Here is a 17,839-nt window from a genome sequence, read left to right as displayed (position 1 = left end):
CGTGACGCCCCGCCGCGGCCGTGGCCGTGGCGGGGCGCCGCGCGCGTCGCTCAGCGCGCCTGCGGGGCCGGCTCGGCGGTGACGACCTCCGGGGCGCCGGGCCGCGGACGGCCGGCGGCGCCCTCGGCGGGCAGGAGCCGGTCGAGCCAGGCCGGCAGCCACCAGTTGGCGCGGCCGAGCAGCGTCATCGAGGCGGGCACCAGCACCATCCTGACCACGGTCGCGTCGAGGGCGATCGCCGTCGCCATGCCGAGCCCGAACATCTTGGTCGTCGGGTCGCCGCCGGCGACGAAGCCCGCGAACACCGCGACCATGATCAACGCGGCCGCCGTGATGACGCGCGCGGTCGACGCGAGGCCCCGGACGATCGCGGCGTGGTCGTCGGCGCCCTCCAGGTGGTGCTCCCGGATGCGCGACAGCAGGAACACCTCGTAGTCCATGGAGAGCCCGAACACCACGGCGAACACGAACATCGGGATGAACGAGACGATCGGGACCGTGGACTCCAGCCCGATGAGGGAGGCGCCCCACCCCCACTGGAACACCATCACGAGGACCCCGAACGCGGCGCCGATGCCGAGCAGGTTGAGGATCGCCGCCTTGACCGCGATCACGACGGACCGGAACACCACCACGAGCAGCAGGAACGACAGCCCCACGACGGCGACGACGAACCCGGCGAGGCGGTCGCCGACGCGTCCGCTGACATCCAGGAAGACGGCGGTCTGACCGCCGACGTGGGCGGTGGCGGGCGAGTCCCCGAGCGCGGCGGGCAGCACGTCCTCGCGCAGGCGCTCGACCGTGGCCCGGGTCGCGGCGTCCTGGGGCGCCGTCGTCGGGGTGGCGACGATCGTCGCCACGCCCGCCTCGCGGTCCACCCGGGGCGCGTCGACGCGGGCGATGCCGGGGTCGGCGGCGAGCCCGGCGCGCAGCGGCCCGACGACCCCCTCGTCGGCGGCGATGTCCACGGCGATCAGGAGGGGGCCGTTCGCCCCCGGGCCGAAGCCCGCGGCGACCAGGTCGTACGCCTGCCGCTCGGTCCGCGACTCCGGCAGCGTGCCCTCGTCGGGCGTGCCGAGGCTCAGGGAGAGGGCCGGGACGGCGAGCGCGACGAGCAGGGCCGTCGCGGCGACCAGGTACCGCACCGGGTGGCGGGTGACGTGCGTCGCCCACCGTTCGGCGCGCGCGCCGGTGACGACCGGGGTGCGACGCCGGCGGGCCGGGATCCGCAGGCGGTCGATCCACGGCCCGGCGAGGGCGAGCAGCGCGGGGAGCAGCGTGACCGCCGCGGCGACCATGACGAGCACCACCACCGAGATCGCCACGCCCGCCGCCGTCACGAACGGGATGCCGGCGACGGCGAGGCCGAGGATCGCCACCAGCACCGTCCCGCCCGCGAACACCACGGAACGCCCGGCGGTGGCGACCGCCAGCCCGACCGACGCGACGGGTGCCATCCCCGCGGCGAGGTGCTCCCGGTGGCGGGTGACGAGCAGGAGGGCGTAGTCGATCCCGACGCCCAGCCCCACCATCGCCGCCATCATGGGGGCCCAGCCGGGCACCGCGATGACGTGGGCGACGAGCGGCATCGCGGCGACGCCGAGTGCGAGCCCGAACAGCGCCAGCAGGATCGGCAGGCCCATCGCCACGACGGATCCGAACGCGACCAGCAGGATCACCGCCGCCGCGGCGACGCCCACCAGCTCGCCCAGGCCGCTGTCGGGCTCCTCGAACGCGAAGAAGAGGTCCCCGCCCGCCTCGATCCGCAGGGCCCGCCCCGGCTCCCCCGCCCGTGCGGCGTCGATCGCGCCGGTCAGCCGGTCGAGGTCGGCGGCGTCGAGCTCCGCGGTGACGGGGTACTGGAGGCGGACGATCGCGACCCTCCCGTCCTCCGACACCGCCGCGGCGGGATCCGTGGCCGAAACGACGCCGGGGAGCCGCGCGAGGTCGTCCCGCAGGTCCCTCGCGGCCGCCAGCTCCGCTCCGCCGACCCGGAAGGTGCCGTCGTCGCGCGGGGTGACCACCACCTGCGCGGTCAGCCCCGCGGTCCCGGAGCCCGAGGCCTCCAGCAGCCCGGTCGCCCGATCCGAGTCGGTGCCGGGGACGGTGAAGCCGTCGTCGAGGTCGCGGCCGAACGCCGCGGCCGCGGTGACGACGACCGCCGCGAGCACGAGCCAGGCGGCGATGGCGACGAGGGGTCGTCGCGCGGCGAAGCGACCGAGTGACGCGAGGATGCGGGACATGCGGACTCCTGGGAGGCGGGGATCGTCTGCGCGCCGATGCTCCCGGGCGCGGCCGCGGCGCACATCGGACGTCCGGCCCGACCGCACCCGGCCGGACGGGCGATCCGCATGCGGCACTTTCGGCCGATCCCCGCGTCCCGCGGCCGTCCTACGATGGGGCCGTGCGTGCCTTCCTTCGATCCTTCTGGCGCGAGCCCCCGGTCCCCGACCCACCCCGGCGGGTGTGGCGCGACGGGGTCCTCGTGGCGCTCCTGGCGACGCTGTGCGTCGTGGAGGTGGTCGTCCGCGACGACCTGCCCTACCGCTGGCTGTCGTTCGCCGTCGCGCTCGCCGGCGTGCCGTTGCTGCTGTGGCGGCGCACGCACCCGCTGCCGGTCGTCGCGGCGATCTTCGGCGCCGCGATCGTCATGGACATCCCGTGGGTCGTCCAGGGCGGCGACCCGCCGGGGTTGTTCACGATGATCTACGTGCTGATCCCGGCGTACGCCCTCTTCCGCTGGGGGTCGGGTCGCCACGCGCTGATCGGCCTCGGGATCATGCTCGTGCCCGCGACCCTCGCGTCGGTCCTCGACTTCACCAGCGTGAGCGAGGCGGTCACGGGCTTCGCCGTCTTCTTCCTGGCGCTCGTGCTGGGCGTCGCGGTGCGCTCCCGCACGCGGGAGCGCGTCAGCCGGATCGACGCGGCGCGCGCGAAGGAGCGCGAGGCACTGGCCCGCGACCTGCACGACACCGTCGCCCACCACGTGTCGGCCATCGCGGTCCGCGCCCAGGCGGGGATCGCCACCGCGCCCGCCGACCCGGACGCGGCCGTCGCGGCGCTCCGCGTCATCGAGGCCGAGGCGTCGCGGACGCTGGCGGAGATGCGGACCATCGTGCGCGGCCTGCGGGCGGACGGGCGGGGCGGGACCGCGCCGCTGCCCGGCCTGCACGACGTCCGCGGGTTCGCGGGCTCCGTCACGCCCGGTGGCCCACCGGTCCACGTCGAGCTGCGGGGCGACGAGGACCGCGTCCCGGGTTCGGTCGCCGCGGCCGCCTATCGCCTGGTGCAGGAGTCGGTCACCAACGCCCGCCGGCACGCCCGCCGGGCGAGCCGCATCGACGTGACGGTCAGCGCCGGCGACGACGCCGTGACGGTCGAGGTGACGGACGACGGTGAGCGTGCGGGCACCCGGGGGGACGTCGGCTTCGGCATCGCCGGCATGGTGGAGCGGGCGGAGGGCCTGGGCGGCACCTGCGTCGCGGGTCCCCGTGCCGGCGGCGGCTGGGCGGTGACCGCGGTGCTGCCGCTCCGCGGGGCGGCGACGTGAGCACGGGCATCCGCGTCGTGGTGGCCGACGACCAGGAGATCGTCCGCACGGGACTCGGCATGATCCTCGACGCCGATCCGGGCATCACGGTCGTCGGGCTGGCGGCCGACGGGGTGGAGGCGGTGGACCTCGCCCGCGCGTTGCGGCCGGATGTCTGCCTGTTCGACATCCGCATGCCACGCCTCGACGGCGTGGAGGCCACCCGCCGCCTGGCGGGCCCGGACGTCGCCGACCCGATGGCCGTCGTCGTCATCACCACCTTCGACCTGGACGAGCACGTCCACGCCGCCCTCAAGGCGGGGGCGCGCGGCTTCCTGTTGAAGGACGCCGGGCCGGCGCTGCTGGGCGAGGCCGTCAGGGCGGCCGCCGCGGGCGACGCCCTCATCGCGCCGAGCGTCACGGCGCGCCTGCTCGCGGCGTTCGCCGCCTCCCCCGGCGGCTCCGCCGACCGGCCCGCCGCCCCACGCGAGCCGCTCACCGAGCGTGAGGAGCAGGTGCTCGGGAGCCTCGCCCGCGGCCGCACCAACAACGAGATCGCGGCCGAGCTCTACATCAGCCTCAGCACGGTGAAGACGCACATCGCCAACCTGATGGGCAAGCTCGGCGCACGTAACCGCGTCGAGATCGCCATCTGGGCCCACGAGACGGGGCGGACCGGTGCAGGGGGCGCCCCGCGCGGGTGAACGGCGGGACGCGACCCCGACCGGGGGCCGTAGGCGCTGTCCGAGAGGCGACGATGGGAGTCGAACCCATGAATAACGGTTTTGCAGACCGCCGAGCATCTCGTCGGAAGTGCCTAAATCAAGGTGATCTGGGGACTCACGCGACACATGCGCGACAGCCTGCGCGACAATCCGCTCTCGCAGCGCGCCGAAGGGGGCCTCAGCGGAAAGCCCTTACGATGGAGGGGCGCCCGTCCTAGCGGCCGAGCTCTGGTACGAGCGCGTCAACGATTGCTCGCGTCTCGGGATCGAGGCGCGGCGGATCGTCCTGCCGGTCGCAGCAGTCCGGCTTGTCGCGCTGGGCGTAGCCATCCTTCGGCGGCTGGACACCCAGAAGCGCGTAGAGCTCCTCGTACACGTTCTGCTCCTGGGAGTGGGCGCCGAGCAGCAAGCCGACGACGATGCCCGGAGCAGGGAACCCGACCACCAGACGCAGCTGACCTCGTAGCCGCTTCACGCACAGGTGTTCCACCGGACTACGAAGCCGATAGTTGGCTGCCGCGCACCCCTCACCCCGGAGCGCAGCCTTGGCCCGCCGATAGCTCTCGGCCTCCTGTCCGCGTAGGAACGCGGCTGCGCGAGCGACCTGGCCGACTTCCGCGTACTGGTGGGCCGCAGCTAGTCCTCTACGACGACGTATTCGCCACGCCGCATAGCAGCCAGTCCGGCGGCGAGACTCGGATCGCGGACCAGGCTCCGGTCCGCTGCCTCTTGGGCCAGCGCCTCGACCAGCCCTCGTCGCTGACCGTCCGAGCGCAGCGCGTCGAGCCGCCAGTAGACGTCGAGGACGCTGCTCAGACTCAGCTTGGGCCCGGCAGACCGATAACGCTCGAGAACGCCGGCGTCGCGAAGTTTGCGCACCGATGGCGTTGAGAGGCCCAAGAACTCCGCAGCCGCGACCATGGGGACGCCACCCGCCTGGCGGAGAACCCTGTCGACCTCGTTGCCCGCTCGCTCGCGGGCCTTGGCGACATCGTTCTGCTGAAGGTCTTCCTCGAGACGCCGCAGCTCGAGGGCATGGTCGAGAACTTGACGCATGTCAACAGTCGGGCTCACAGGCACAGAGTACCTCGCAGCTTTCCGAACAAGCCAGGCGAAGCGAAAGTAGCGCCGCCGTCGATCGACTCGGTCCAGTGAGGTGGGCCGGCGCCGACGACGACAGTCGGCCCCGTCACGCGGCCTTCGGCGCCGCTCCCTCTTCGGCTCGAGTAGATGGCGGGCGCACTTGCATCATTGGATGTGTGGACCCCGGCCGAGCGACACCTGAGCCCACTCCCGGCGGACTACGGGATCGCACACCGGTAGTTGAGGAGGCGGTCCGGACCTCGCGGTACGCTCGGTCACCAGTCTGATGGGTCGAACGACCGGCATCGAAGTGCGGCACGCTCGCTCGTGCGCGAGCCGGTCGAGCGCGCGCTGCAACTGCAGCCCGAGCTACCAGGCAAACGTCTGGAGTAGCCGGGACCGGACGCGCATACGCAAGACGTTCTCCACCCTCGCCGCCGCCAAGTCGTGGCGCGCCGAGGCGACGGTCGCCCTCGAACGCGGTGCGATGCGCGCGCCCTCGGCGACGACCGTCCGCGAAGCCGGCGAGGCGTGGGTCGCCGGCGCCCGCGAGGGGACGGTCCGCAACCGGTCGGGTGACCGCTACAAGCCCAGTGTGATCCGCGGTTACGAGGCTTCGCTCCGTCGGCGAATCCTCCCGGACTTCGGCGCGCGAAGACTCTCCGACGTCCGGCGATCCGATGTGCAGGACCTCGCGGACCGCCTGCTCGCGGAGGGCCTCGACCCGAGCAGCGTTCGCAACGCGCTCATGCCGCTTCGCGTGCTCTTCCGCCGAGCCGTGTCGCGCGGAGAGGTGGCCGTCAATCCGTGCGAGCGCCTGCAGCTCCCCGCCGTCCGCGGTCGCCGGGAGCGGATCGCCTCACCCGCTGAGGCGGCACGGCTCATCGCCGCCGTCCCTGCGCGGGACCGGGCGATCTGGGCCGCTGCGCTCTACGGCGGCCTGCGCCGGGGAGAGCTCATGGCGCTCCGCTGGGACGACGTGGACTTGGAGGCCAGCGTCATCCGGGTCGAGCGCTCTTGGGACCCGAAGGAACGGTCCGACGTCGGCACCAAGTCACGGGGTGGTCGGCGTCGCGTTCCGATGGCGGCTTCGCTCCGGCGCCACCTCCTCGAGCACCGGCTTCTCGCCGGTTCTGCCGAGGGATTCGTCTTCGGGCGGACCCCGTCCCTCCCATTCGACTACTCCTCGACTCGCGCCCGTGCCATCCGTTCGTGGCGCCTGGCGGGTCTCGAACCGATCGGACTGCACGAGTGCCGTCACACGTACGCCAGCCTGATGATCGCAGCGGGCGTGAACGCCAAGGCGCTCTCGACGTACATGGGCCACGCCAGCATCGCCATCACGCTGGACCGCTACGGGCACCTGATGCCGGGAAACGAGAGCGAGGCGGCGAAGCTGCTGGATGCCTTTCTGGCCCGGAGCGAGGATGCTGCGCCGATCGAGCACGCAACAACGTGAGACCCGACCGATTCGGCAAGCGACATCACGCGGAACAGAGCCCACGGATCGGCCCCCTCCGCCGCGCGACCCGCTTCGGGGCGTCGACGCAGGTTCGTAAGCGTGGCAACCCTTTGCGGACCGTGTCCGGGGCCCTCGTCGTCTCGGTAGCGTGGCTCACCCTGTTGCTTGGCGCGACAGCATGCTCATCAGGCCCGGTCGCCCAAAGCGCTTATTCCGGCGGTCCGACGCGCACATCTGATCCCAGAGGCGCGAGCGGGTCGGCCTCTGCCGACGGGGCAGCCGCGGGTCCCGTGTCTACGCAGGTCACTGCGCCCTGCGAGGCGAGGAGGCCTCCGAACGTGCGCCGCCTGCTCGCCAACCCGAAGGCCCTTCGCCTCGGACGGGTCGTCTTCACGCCGCTTGCCCGTCTGGGCTCGGTGCGGCCTCAGCCATACCCGGCGCGTGGCGCACCCAAGGCACACGCCACCAAAATTGGAGCGGCTCTCTTCGCGGGAGCAACTCGCGCGCGCATCACGATCGCTCCCCGGGGGGCGGCCCGGCTCGTCTACAGCGACGAGATGAACGAGAAGCTGGGCGCGGGTGACATCGCCTGGTCCGCCGTCCCGAGCAGCATCGTCTTGGTGGCATGCCTTGACAAGCGCGGGCGACCCCGGGCGACGAGCTTCCCTGGCGGCTTTCTCTTCCGTAACGACCGCGTTTGCCGTATCCGGCTCAGCGTCTACTCGGGGGGTGCCGGAGTGACGCGCAGCCTGCCGATCGGATTCCCAGCCTGCGGCTAGCGCCGCCGGCTCAGCGTTGGCGCGCGGCCACCTCCTCGCCCGTCAGGCGGCGAATGGTAGATCGCGCGATCGCGACGTCGTCGCCTACGCGAGCCAGAAGTAACGGCGGAGTGGGCCAGCGCCATGATCATGCGCGACAAATGCGCGACAACGGGCGGCACTCGCGGGCGGTTCCGGGCGGTCCGAGGCGGAATCCATGATTGCCCATGCACACGAAGAAAATGCCCGCCCAGAGCGCGAAACCCGCTCTGGAATCCGAGAGGCGACGATGGGAGTCGAACCCATGAATAACGGTTTTGCAGACCGCCGCGTTAGCCACTTCGCCACGTCGCCCGGGCACCGCAGGCTAGCAGCGGCGGGCGGGGGTCTTCACCCGCCCCTGGGATCCCCCATCCAGTAGCGGGGCCCGGGGCCGACGGCGCCGGCGCGGTCGCCGGGGTTGGCGAGGCGGCACCGGTCGAGGGAGAGGCAGCCGCACCCGATGCACTGGTCGAGGCTGTCGCGGAGCCGCTCCAGCTCCGCGATGCGGCGGCCGATCCGCTCGCGCCACGGCCCCGACAGCGCCGCCCACTCCTCGCGGCGCGGCACCCGGTCGGAGGGGAGGCGCGCCAGCTCCTCGCGGATCTCCTCGAGCGTCAGACCCACCCGCTGTGCGAAGACGATGAACGCGACGCGCCGCAGCACCGCGCGGGGGTAACGACGGTGCCCCGACTCCGTCCGGTCCGCCGTGAGCAGCCCGCGGTCCTCGTAGAAGCGGAGGGCCGAGGTGGCGACGCCGGAGCGCTCCGCCACCTCGCCGATCGTCATCGTCCCCGACACCCCGTCAGTGCAGCACGACGCCGCCGATACTTCAACCGCGCTTCATGCCGAGGGGAGGGCACGGCCGGTACCGTGGGCGGCGACGAGGAGGCACGGTGGACGACGCGACGGTCATCGAGATCCCCACGGCGGCGGGGCCCGCGCGCGCCCACGTGCGGGTGCCGGACGCGCCCCGCGGGGCGCTCGTGCTCGGGCACGGCGCGGGCGGCGGCGTCGGGGCGCGGGACCTCGTCGCCGCCGGTGGGGTCGCCCTCGCGCGGGGGATGGCGCTGGCGCTGGTCGAGCAGCCCTACCGCGTCGCGGGCCGCCGGGCGCCGCCGCGGGCGCCTCGCCTCGACGAGGCGTGGACGGCCGTCGTCGCGCACCTCGTGGCGACGGACCTCGGCGGCGTGCCCCTCGTCACCGGGGGGCGCTCCTCGGGCGCGCGCGTGGCGTGCCGGACCGCCGCGGCGACGGGCTCCGCGGGCGTCCTGTGCCTGGCGTTCCCCGTCCGGCCCCCGGCGAGGGCCGGGGCCACGCCGCGGCCCGACCGCATCCCGGAGCTCGACGGCGTCACCGTGCCGGTGCTGGTCGTGCAGGGCGAACGGGACCCGTTCGGGATGCCGCCCCCCGCACCGGGGCGCACCGTCGCGCGGATCGCCGGCGACCACGCGCTGTCGTCCGACGTCGTGGCCCTGCGGGCCGCGGTCGACGCCTGGCTCGCCGCGCTGCTCGGGGAGGCGCCGGCCGGCTGACGCGCCGGCCGGGCCTCCCGCGGGTCAGGCCCCGGCGGGCGCCGCGGTCGCGGCGGGCGTCTTCTCCCCCATCTGGCGGAGCCAGCGGGCGTGGGACGCGAGGGCGGGCCACAGCGTGTCGTGCGACTGGTGGTGCACGCCGTGCCTGTCGCAGACCTCCTTCACCACCACCGCCATCTCGGGGTAGTGGATGTGGCAGATCCGGGAGAACAGGTGGTGCTCCACCTGGAAGTTCAACCCGCCCAGGTACCAGCGCAGCAGGCGGCTGCGGGGCGCGAAGTCGACCGTGGTCTCGATCTGGTGGCGCGCCCACTCCGACGGGCCGGCCTCCTCCATCTCCGCGATGCTCGAGAACTCGGCCTCCTCGAGGCAGTGCGCGAGCTGGAACGTCACCGCGAGGGTGAACGCGAGCACGAACGACGCGAGGGCGAACACCACGGCGACCTGCCAGACCGGGTGGACGAGCAGCGGGATCACGAGGGTCCAGCTGAAGAAGATGACCTTCCCCGCCCAGAAGCCCGCGAGCTCACGGCCACGCGGCCACTTCAGCGGCGTCTCGCCGATCTTCTTCGCCCGCAGGTAGCCGAAGTCCCCGAGGGTGTGCCACTTGATGGCGAACAGGCCGTAGAGGAACCACATGTAGTAGTGCTGGAAGCGGTGGTACCGGCGGCGCGGCTGGTCGGGCGCGAAGCGCGCGAACGGCATCGAGTCGATGTCGGAGTCGGCGCCGGAGATGTTCGTGAACGTGTGGTGGGCGGTGTTGTGCTTCGTCCGCCACACGTACGAGCTCGCACCGATGAGGTCCATGGTCCACGACATCACCCGGTTGACGCGGGTCCCGCCGGGATACGCCCCGTGGTTCGCGTCGTGCGTGATGTTGAAGCCGACGCCGGCGAGCGCGAAGCCCATGGACACGGCGAGCAGGGCCGCCTGCCACCAGGTCTGCGCGACGAACACCAGCCCGACCCACGACAGGACGACCCAGGCGATCATGAAGGCGCTCTTGCTGTACATCCGCACCTTCGCGCGGCGCTCGCGCCCGGGCTCCTCGACGAGCGCGCGCACACGGGCGCGGAGCTCGGAGTAGAAGGGGCCGCCACCCTGGAAGTCGATGCGGCGTGGCGATGCGGCGCGTGTCGTCACGCCGTCACCCCCGGTGTCGCGCAGGCGCGCGCCATGGTCGTGCTCTGTCCGGCCACCATCATCTGATCCCCGTCGCTCGCGTCAACAGTGCGGGCGCCACCGGGGGTCTGGGGCGGCGCGGTGGCCGTCACGGACGTTCGCGACGGCGACTGGACGGAGAGGGTACCACGCACCGGCCCCCGTCCCCCCCGGTGCGGCGGGCGGCTCACCGGCTTGCCGCGGTGCGGCGCGGCGCCGGGTCGCGGCGCGTCGCGAGGTAGCGGTCCCACTCGGCCATCCAGCGGCGCTCGCCCTCCAGCAGGTCCCGGCGCCACCCGCGGGCGGGGCCGGACCACTGGCACGGATCGACCGCGCGGAACGCGGCGCGGGGCGGTTCGGGGCTGCCCATCACGCCGTCACCATCCCGGACCGGGCGGCGGCGACGGGCAGGGGCGGGCGGCCGGTCGCGACCCGCCGGACGCCCGGATCGGGGTCGCGCACGCTGAGCGCCCCGCCCCAGCCGCGCATCCGCTCGGCGGCGGCGGCGAGCGCGCTCGTGCCGGCGGCGTCGATGGAGGCCAGGTGGCGGAGGTCGATGACGACGCGCGCCGGCCGGCTGCGGAACGCCGCCTCGAGCACCGCCAACAGCAACGGCAGCGTCGCCGTGGCGAGGTGGCCCGTCGGGACCACGACGGTGCGCGCCGGTCCCGGCTGGGGCGTCACCACGACGCCCGCGCGGCGCAGGTCGAGCGCGACCTGCACCGGCCACGGGCGCAGCGCCATGTGGAGCACGGCGCCGACGTCCCGGAGGGGGATGCCCTCGGCGGCGACGACCAGCGGCGTCACCCCCACGCGGGGGGGCGGCCGGCCCTCCCCGGATCCGGTGGAGGCCCGTACCGGCGTCACCGTCATCGCCCGTCCCCTGTCGCTCGCGTCCATGAGTGATGGACGCCACCGGGGTCCCGGGCGGCGCTGCCGACGCGGCCACCGGCCACATCGGACGCGATCACGGTACCACGGACCACCCCCGCGCGGGGCCACCCCCGGGGCGGGGCGCGTCAGGCGGCGGCGGGCTGGAAGAGCTCGACCGGGTTGCCGGAGGGGTCCTCCAGCAGGATCTGCCGGCCCCCCGGCCCGGTGACGACGTCGTTGCGGAAGGCGAGGCCCGCGGCGCGCAGCCGCGCGACCTCGGCCGCGAGGTCGGGGACGACGAGGTGGATGCGGTTCCAGCCGCCGGGGCCGGGGACGCGGCCGTCGGGCATCGGCCCGCCCGCCGAGCTGGCGGGACCGCTCAGCAGCAGCCGCAGCCGGCCGCGGGTGACGTCGGCGAACGCGGGCGCCGCGCTCGAGAGGAGCGTGAAGCCGAGGTGACGGGTGTAGAAGTCGACGGCGGCCTCGACGTCGTCGACCATGTAGCGGACGTTGACGAACTCGTCGGGCATGACCCTGATCCTCCCGTGGGGTCGATGGGTGGGCCCGGGGCCCCGGTGCTCAGGCGGGCTTCCGGGCGATCGCGAAGAGCTTGGCGAACTCGTAGCTCCACCCCCGGGGACCGGACCGGGCCCGCAGCCCCGCCTCGATCTTCGCGACGTACTCGGCGACCTCGGCCTCGGACTGGTCGCCGATCATGTGGCCGGCGACGACCCGCATGCGCTCCATGTACGCCTCGACGGTGGTGTGCCGCACCCGGGTCTCCATCCAGATGTCCACGGGCTCGAGCCCGGCCTGGACGAGGTAGTCCTCCATCTCCGGGACGCTCCGCAGGTTGCCGTCGAAGGCGCCCACCCAGCGGTAGTTGATCGGCTCGATGTTGGAGATGACGTCGCGGTACGCCTGCTCACCGCCCCGGCCGGACATGAGGATCGCGACGACGCCGCCGGGCTTCAGGGCCCGTGCCATCGCCGCGGCGGCCTCCCACTTGCGGGGGAACCAGTGGTAGGCCATCGAGCAGACCACGAGGTCGAAGGAGGCGTCGGCGACGGGCATGTGCTCGACGTCGGCCTTCGCGAGCGTGACGTCCACGCCCTCCAGCCCCCCGAGCTTCGCCTGGAACTTCTCGAGCATCCCCTCGGCGGGGTCGACCCCGGTGATGCGCGCCGGGTGGAACCGGTCGATGACGGCCTGGGCGGCCCAGCCGGTCCCGCAGCCGACGTCGAGGACGTCGTCGTAGCGCCCCGGCGGGATGGAGAGCACGAGGCGCTGGGCGCCCTCGATGTTGAAGCGGACGGCGTCCTCGTAGTCGGAGGCGGTCTCCGTGAAGCCGCCCGACACCGACTCGTGGCTCCTGTGCACGTGTGAGGACATCCGTGGCGCTCCCGGGGTCGAGGTGGAGCCGGGTGGCATCACCCGGGCGTGCGGGGCCCGGCGTCCGGACGGAGCGGGATCCGCGCCGTGACTGTAACGACCGGTGCCCGCCGCACCCGCCGGGTCGTCACCGGGTGCCCCGGGTCGCCCGCGCCCGGCGGGCGACCCGGGCCCCGGCGCTCAGCCGGTGCCGGCGCTCCGCCCGCCGGAGTTGGTCGAGGGGAGCGCCGGGGCGGGGGGCGGCAGGGCGCCCGTCGACGTCGCGCAGTTCCCCGCGAAGCTCCGGTAGACGTCCTTCGTCACGTTCGGGATCGGCGCCTTCCGGTGCCAGATCAGCTTGACGTGGACCTTCCACTCGGCCGTGCCGCTCTTCGGCTCGGTCAGCAGGTCCCACCGCTGGAAGTACTTGGTGTCCTGGAGCAACGCCGGGGTCTTCCACCCCCTCCAGTTGCTGTGGATGTTGATGCCGGGCTCCGTCGACTCGAGGCGCACCTTGGCCTCCATGCGGTCCGCCCAGTCGCGCCCGGGGCCGTAGTTCACGACCCGCATCCAGAGCCTCACCCGCGCCCGCACCGTGTTGGCGGGGCCGGGGACGCACTGGACGCCGGTGATGTTGAAGGCCGTGATGAGGTTGGGCGACTTCGCCGTCGCCGTCGGCGGGTCGGCCGCGCCGGCGGCGGCGAGGCCGAGCACGCCGGCGGCGGCGACCGCGCAGGCGAGGACGGAGCCGCGGCGGGCGCGGGACGGGCGGGGGGACGGCGGCATGTCGGCTCCGTTCGGTGGTCCGGGGACGAGCGCGATCATGCGTGGCGGACGTCGCGGTGGTAACCGCCGCACGTATGGCCGCCGCCCGCCGTTCGGGTGGTCCGTCGCGGGGCGCGTCGCCGGGGGTCCGCGGGCCGACCGGATCTGGACCACCGGGGGGTGGTCTGCGCGGACCGACCCGTCGTGCACGTTCGACCACGGACGACCCTCACGACACGCCACGAGCGGCGCCGCCGGGACGAGCGGCGACGTCTGGCCCCTCGTGCATGATGCGGGCCCCGTGGGGCTCACGAACCCGAGCCGGAGGATCCGGTGTTCTTCCGCCTGAACAGCCTCGAGCTCGGCCTCATGGTCCTCGGGTTGATGCTCGGGTCGACGCTCCTCGGGGCCTTCGTCGGCCGCCGGCTGCGGACGCGGACCGAGCTGCGCGAGCCGTTCGGGGTCGTGCAGGCCGCGCTGCTCGGGCTCGTCGCCCTGATCCTCGCATTCGGCCTGACGATGGCCGTCGGTCGCTACGACGCGCGCCGCGCCGCGGTCGTCGACGATGCGAACGCGATCGGCACGACCTACCTCCGGGCGCAGATGCTGCGGGAACCGATCCGCACACGGTCCCTGCGCGACCTCGAGCGCTACACCGACGCGAGCATCCGCCTCTCGGAGGCGGTGCCGGGTTCCGACGAGGCCGGGGCCGCGATCGTCGCGGGGACCCGTCTCCAGCGCGCCCTCTGGCGGGACGCCGGCGCGGCGATCGCCGCCTCCCCTCGCGACAGCGCGCCGCGTCTCTACGTCGAGTCCCTGAACGAGATGATCGACATGCAGACCGTGCGCGTCTCGGCCCTGGCGAACCGCGTACCGAACGCCGTGCTGGGCATCGAACTGATCGGGGCGGCGGTGGGGCTCGGGCTCCTCGCGCTCTACCTCGCGATCCTCTCGCGCGGCGTCGTGACGGTCGTGCTGGCCGCGGCGTTCGTGTCGGTGCTGCTCCTGATCACGTTCGACCTGGACCGCCCGACGCGGGGACTCGTGACCGTTCCCGACACGCCGCTCGTATCGCTGCGCGCCTCGATGGAGGCGCCCCCGCCGGCGCGGGCGCCCGAGGGGCCGTGACCGGCCCGGTGAGCGCTCACCGGCGGCCGTGCCCGGTGGAGGTCACAGGTGCAGGCGTCCCCTCGCGGCGCCGACCATCACCACCACCATGGGAGCGACGATGGCGGGAGGGACTCCCGTAGGGCGACGAGGCCGGCGGGGATCCGCGGACGCGTCGGTCGCGTCGCCCTCGGGCAGGCGGGACCGGCATCGGTCGGCGAGCGTCAGGAGCCCGAGCGCATCGCCGGGAACGAGAAGAGCCCCCGGGATCCGGGGGCTCTCCGTAGAGCGGATGATGGGACTCGAACCCACGACCTTCTGCATGGCAAGAGGGTTCCGGGGGTTCTGCGGCTCCGCCGGATCCGGCCTGAAAGCCGCCTATAAGCAGGAGTTTCTTACTCCTCTAAGCGGAGCGCTCGTGCGCCCGAATCGGCGCTTCTGCGCACCTCGTGTGGGATGGACGTGGGATGGAATCGGGGCTCGGCCGGGGTCCAGCCTTCTTCATTTCGCACCGTGGTGCATCTGCGTCCCGCTCGATCGGTCGTCCTTTGGCGGTGCGTCCTGCTGAGCGTCGCGAAGCTCGCCCTCGGCCAGGAGGCCTACTACGAGCAGCAGGTCGCCTTGGGCCTCGATGACTACTACGCCGGTTGTGGCGAGTCGCCGGGGCTCTGGGCGGGCGCGGGTGCCGAGGGGCTCGATCTGTCGGGCGTCGTCTGCGACGGCGACCTCGGCACGCTCCTTCGCGGGGTGAGCCCGGCCGACGGCGCGCGCCTGCGCGCGCCCGCCAGGGAGCGCACGATCACGGTGCGCACGCTCGATGAGGTGAGCGGGCAGTGGAGCGACGAGGCAAAGACGCTCGCGCCGGTGGCCGGCTACGACCTGGTCTTCTCGTGCCCCAAGAGCGTCAGCCTCCTACACGCGCTGAGCGACGACGAGTCGGTACGACGTGCGATCTCCGACGCGCACGAGGCGTCCTGGCAGGCGACCCTCTTCTACCTGGAGTCCGAGGCCTGCGTGGTGCGGCGCGGTCGCGGCGGGGCGATCCGCGAACGGGGCGAGGGCTTCGTCGCCGCGGCCTTCCGCCATCGCACCAGCCGCGCCCAGGATCCGCACCTTCACACCCACGTGATCATCGCCAACCTGGCGCGCTCTTCGGATGGGAAGTGGCGGGCGCTCGACGGCGAGGCGATCCTTCGGACCTATCGCCTGGCGGCCGGCTACCTCTACGAGGTCAACCTGCGCGGCGAGCTCTCACGCATGCTCGGCGTGCGCTGGACGGAACCCGTGAAGGGGATGGCCGAGATCGAGGGCGTGGCCACCGAGGCGCTGCGCGCCTTCTCCTCCCGTCGCCAGTCGCTGCTCGAGCACATGGAGGCGATGGGCACCTCGGGCTTTGCCGCATCGCGCGTCGCCGCCCTTGCGACCCGCGAGTGCAAGGAGCGCGTCGATCTGCCCGACCTGCGCGAGACGTGGCGCGACCGGGCCGCAGAGGTGGGCCTCGGAGCCAACGAGCTCCGAGGTCTCCTCAATCGCGAGCCGGGGCGGGAGCAGGCGCTATCGACGATCATCGCGGACGACCTCACCGCCCATCAGGCGACGATCACGACGCCCGAGCTGGTGCAGGCAGTGGCCGGCGCCGCGCGCGACGGCGCGAGCGTCGAGGCGGTCCTGGCCGACGTAGAGCAGATCGCCCGCGGCCCCGAGGTCACCCAGGTCGGAGACGACGCAACGCCCGGACGACCGGCGCGCTTCACCACCAAGAGCCTCCTCGATCTCGAGCGCGTCGCGCTCGAGATCGGGCTCACCGGCCGCGAGGCGGGCGCACCGCGCGCGGCGGCGGTGGATGTGGTGTCTGCCCTCGCCGACGCTCCGGTGAGGCTCTCCGCCGAACAGCGCTCGCTCGTCGCCACAGCGGCGCTGTCGCCCGATCGGGTCATCTGCGTGGTCGGGGTCGCCGGCGCGGGAAAGACCACCGCGCTTCGGGCCCTCTGTGACGCGCTGGAGCGCTCGAGCGTCCCGGTGCTCGGAGCGGCGCCGAGCGGCAGGGCTGCGGATGAGCTTCGCGAGGCAACCGAGATCCCGGCGAGGACCCTCCACTCCCTGCTGGCCGAGGCCCGTCGCTCGGGCGGACTGCCGCACGGGTGCGTCCTGGTAGTCGATGAGGCCGGGATGGCCGAGACCCGCGTGCTCGCACCCGTCCTTCGCCGGGTGGAGCAGGCAGGCGGTAAGGCGATCCTTGTCGGCGACCCGGCCCAGCTTCCCGCCGTGGGCGCGGGTGGGCTCTACGCGACCCTTTGCGACCAACTCGGAGCCGTGCCCCTCACCGAGAACCGCCGCCAGCACGAGCCGGCCGAGCGGGATGCGCTCTCTCGACTGCGCGACGGAGACGCTGAGGGCTACCTCGGCCACGCCGCGCGCGACGGTCGCCTGCTCGTCGCCGATGACCCGATGCAGGCGAAGGAGCGCCTGCTTGCCGACTGGTGGCGTGTGGCGGGCGGGGGCAACCTCCGCGAGGTCGTGATGCTCGCCCACCGGCGCTCCGATGTGCGCAATCTGAACGAGGGAGCGCGGGCGCTCCTTCGTCGCGCGGGACAGTTGGGCGAGCAAGAACTCGTGGCCGGCGAGCGTGAGTTCCGCTCCGGTGACCGCGTCATCTGCCGGCTGAACGATTCGACGCTCGGGCTCTGCAACGGAACGCGCGCGACGGTGCGGGGGGTCGAGCCGGTGCTTGGGATCCTCACCCTGCAGCTCGACGGCGGGCCGATCCGCCAGGTCCCGGCCCGCTACGCGGCCGAGCACCTGGAGCACGGCTACGCGCTCACCGGCCATGCCGTCCAGGGGGCGAGCTTCGAGCGGGCATTCGTGCTGGTGCGCGCCGAGGGGGCCCTTGCCGAGTGGGGCTATGTGGCCACCTCCCGTGCCCGCACCGAAACCCGCCTCTACGCCGTCGGCCCGGAGCTGGTGGACGACGCAGGACCCGCCCGCGACGACCCCGAGCCCGCGGCACGCCGACTGGCGGGCGCGCTCACGCGGGCCGCGGCGGAGCCGTCCGCGGTCAGAATCGCTGAACGGGACCCCGAAGCGCTCTCGCCGAGACAGATGGCACGCGCGCGTCTGGAGCGCGAGATCGAGTCACGAGGGCGCCTCCTTGCTTCCGCGCGCGAGGAGCTTCGGGGCCTCGGCCGGATCGGTCGTCGCCGCCATGGCCCGGCCCTTCGGCAGGCGATCGACGTCCAGATGCGCGTCCTCGCCGACCTTCGATTGGAACTGCGCGACCTCCCGGCTCCCGAGCCTCGCCCTCGGCCGCCTGCTCTCGACCGCTCGTCAGTTGCCCAAGCTCGCGAACGCTCTATCCGGCAGCAGTTCGAGCGCGGGATGGGCCTCGAGCGGTGAGCGACCGCGTCGCCTCGACAGGACCGTCGGGGCCTGGC

Annotated in this window: 17 protein-coding genes and 1 tRNA gene; 7 read left to right on the top strand and 11 right to left on the bottom strand. The window is 73.5% G+C overall.

The window, feature by feature from the left end:
• Window positions 1-50: 50 nt before the first annotated feature.
• Window positions 51-2,243: an MMPL family transporter gene (locus tag IU369_RS05930; protein WP_217923650.1), complete on the bottom strand. Its 2,193-nt coding sequence runs from the start codon at window positions 2,241-2,243 to the stop codon at window positions 51-53.
• A gap of 161 nt (window positions 2,244-2,404) precedes the next feature.
• Here IU369_RS05930 and IU369_RS05925 point away from each other — a divergent pair, with 161 nt between their 5' ends.
• Together IU369_RS05925 and IU369_RS05920 are read left to right on the top strand one after the other, a co-directional pair.
• Complete coding sequence (locus IU369_RS05925; RefSeq protein WP_217923649.1) at window positions 2,405-3,550, top strand: sensor histidine kinase; 1,146 nt, start codon at window positions 2,405-2,407, stop codon at window positions 3,548-3,550.
• Window positions 3,547-4,233, top strand: coding sequence for a response regulator (locus IU369_RS05920; protein WP_217923648.1), 687 nt, complete (start codon window positions 3,547-3,549; stop codon window positions 4,231-4,233). Before IU369_RS05925 ends, IU369_RS05920 begins: the two co-directional genes overlap by 4 nt.
• A gap of 235 nt (window positions 4,234-4,468) precedes the next feature.
• On the opposite strand, the gene IU369_RS05915 is transcribed toward IU369_RS05920, so the two are convergent.
• Window positions 4,469-4,729, bottom strand: a complete 261-nt coding sequence (locus IU369_RS05915; RefSeq protein ID WP_217923647.1) for a hypothetical protein — start codon at window positions 4,727-4,729, stop codon at window positions 4,469-4,471.
• A 161-nt stretch (window positions 4,730-4,890) separates the two neighbouring features.
• The gene (locus IU369_RS05910) at window positions 4,891-5,328 is read right to left on the bottom strand and encodes a hypothetical protein (protein ID WP_217923646.1); all 438 of its coding nucleotides are present in this window, start codon (window positions 5,326-5,328) and stop codon (window positions 4,891-4,893) included.
• A gap of 496 nt (window positions 5,329-5,824) precedes the next feature.
• On the opposite strand from IU369_RS05910, the gene IU369_RS05905 reads away from it, so the two are divergent.
• Complete coding sequence (locus tag IU369_RS05905) at window positions 5,825-6,796, top strand: tyrosine-type recombinase/integrase (protein WP_217923645.1); 972 nt, start codon at window positions 5,825-5,827, stop codon at window positions 6,794-6,796.
• A 341-nt stretch (window positions 6,797-7,137) separates the two neighbouring features.
• The gene (locus IU369_RS05900) at window positions 7,138-7,578 is read left to right on the top strand and encodes a hypothetical protein (RefSeq protein ID WP_217923644.1); all 441 of its coding nucleotides are present in this window, start codon (window positions 7,138-7,140) and stop codon (window positions 7,576-7,578) included.
• Between the two features lie 260 nt (window positions 7,579-7,838).
• Here IU369_RS05900 and IU369_RS05895 read toward each other — a convergent pair.
• Window positions 7,839-7,911: transfer RNA gene (locus IU369_RS05895), tRNA-Cys, on the bottom strand.
• A gap of 36 nt (window positions 7,912-7,947) precedes the next feature.
• The gene (soxR, locus tag IU369_RS05890) at window positions 7,948-8,385 is read right to left on the bottom strand and encodes a redox-sensitive transcriptional activator SoxR (protein WP_217924333.1); all 438 of its coding nucleotides are present in this window, start codon (window positions 8,383-8,385) and stop codon (window positions 7,948-7,950) included.
• A gap of 107 nt (window positions 8,386-8,492) precedes the next feature.
• Here soxR and IU369_RS05885 point away from each other — a divergent pair, with 107 nt between their 5' ends.
• The gene (locus tag IU369_RS05885) at window positions 8,493-9,131 is read left to right on the top strand and encodes an alpha/beta hydrolase family protein (protein ID WP_217923643.1); all 639 of its coding nucleotides are present in this window, start codon (window positions 8,493-8,495) and stop codon (window positions 9,129-9,131) included.
• A gap of 24 nt (window positions 9,132-9,155) precedes the next feature.
• Here IU369_RS05885 and IU369_RS05880 read toward each other — a convergent pair whose 3' ends face one another.
• From IU369_RS05880 to IU369_RS05855, 6 genes are all read right to left on the bottom strand, one after another.
• A complete protein-coding gene (locus IU369_RS05880) occupies window positions 9,156-10,274 on the bottom strand; it encodes a fatty acid desaturase family protein (protein WP_217923642.1) in 1,119 nt (372 codons plus the stop codon).
• 205 nt (window positions 10,275-10,479) lie between these two features.
• Complete coding sequence (locus IU369_RS05875) at window positions 10,480-10,662, bottom strand: hypothetical protein (RefSeq protein ID WP_217923641.1); 183 nt, start codon at window positions 10,660-10,662, stop codon at window positions 10,480-10,482.
• Complete coding sequence (locus IU369_RS05870) at window positions 10,662-11,165, bottom strand: STAS domain-containing protein (RefSeq protein WP_217923640.1); 504 nt, start codon at window positions 11,163-11,165, stop codon at window positions 10,662-10,664. The genes IU369_RS05875 and IU369_RS05870 overlap by 1 nt, the downstream gene beginning before the upstream one ends.
• A 146-nt stretch (window positions 11,166-11,311) precedes the next feature.
• Entirely contained in the window at window positions 11,312-11,695 is a 384-nt protein-coding gene (locus IU369_RS05865; RefSeq protein ID WP_217923639.1) for a VOC family protein, read from the bottom strand.
• 49 nt (window positions 11,696-11,744) lie between these two features.
• On the bottom strand, window positions 11,745-12,545 hold the full coding sequence (locus IU369_RS05860) for a class I SAM-dependent methyltransferase (RefSeq protein WP_217923638.1): 801 nt from the start codon (window positions 12,543-12,545) through the stop codon (window positions 11,745-11,747).
• A 192-nt stretch (window positions 12,546-12,737) separates the two neighbouring features.
• Window positions 12,738-13,322, bottom strand: a complete 585-nt coding sequence (locus IU369_RS05855) for a hypothetical protein (protein ID WP_217923637.1) — start codon at window positions 13,320-13,322, stop codon at window positions 12,738-12,740.
• Window positions 13,323-13,634: 312 nt separating this feature from the next.
• Between IU369_RS05855 and IU369_RS05850 the strand changes: the two genes are divergently transcribed.
• Window positions 13,635-14,429, top strand: coding sequence for a bestrophin-like domain (locus IU369_RS05850; RefSeq protein WP_217923636.1), 795 nt, complete (start codon window positions 13,635-13,637; stop codon window positions 14,427-14,429).
• A 435-nt stretch (window positions 14,430-14,864) separates the two neighbouring features.
• Entirely contained in the window at window positions 14,865-17,801 is a 2,937-nt protein-coding gene (mobF, locus tag IU369_RS05845) for a MobF family relaxase (RefSeq protein WP_217923635.1), read from the top strand.
• The last annotated feature ends 38 nt before the right edge of the window (window positions 17,802-17,839 follow it).

The organism is Miltoncostaea oceani, from assembly GCF_018141545.1.
In the GTDB taxonomy this organism is placed as follows: domain Bacteria; phylum Actinomycetota; class Thermoleophilia; order Miltoncostaeales; family Miltoncostaeaceae; genus Miltoncostaea; species Miltoncostaea oceani.
This window is presented reverse-complemented; position numbering and strand designations above follow the sequence as displayed.

Coding starts and splice junctions, on each gene's coding strand:
- IU369_RS05930 (WP_217923650.1), bottom strand. CDS start 2,243: ATGTCCCGCATCCTCGCGTCACTCGGTCGCTTCGCCGCGCGACGACCC.
- IU369_RS05905 (WP_217923645.1), top strand. CDS start 5,825: ATGCGCGCGCCCTCGGCGACGACCGTCCGCGAAGCCGGCGAGGCGTGG.
- soxR (WP_217924333.1), bottom strand. CDS start 8,385: ATGACGATCGGCGAGGTGGCGGAGCGCTCCGGCGTCGCCACCTCGGCC.
- IU369_RS05875 (WP_217923641.1), bottom strand. CDS start 10,662: ATGGGCAGCCCCGAACCGCCCCGCGCCGCGTTCCGCGCGGTCGATCCG.
- IU369_RS05870 (WP_217923640.1), bottom strand. CDS start 11,165: ATGACGGTGACGCCGGTACGGGCCTCCACCGGATCCGGGGAGGGCCGG.
- IU369_RS05865 (WP_217923639.1), bottom strand. CDS start 11,695: ATGCCCGACGAGTTCGTCAACGTCCGCTACATGGTCGACGACGTCGAG.
- IU369_RS05855 (WP_217923637.1), bottom strand. CDS start 13,322: ATGCCGCCGTCCCCCCGCCCGTCCCGCGCCCGCCGCGGCTCCGTCCTC.
- mobF (WP_217923635.1), top strand. CDS start 14,865: ATGGACGTGGGATGGAATCGGGGCTCGGCCGGGGTCCAGCCTTCTTCA.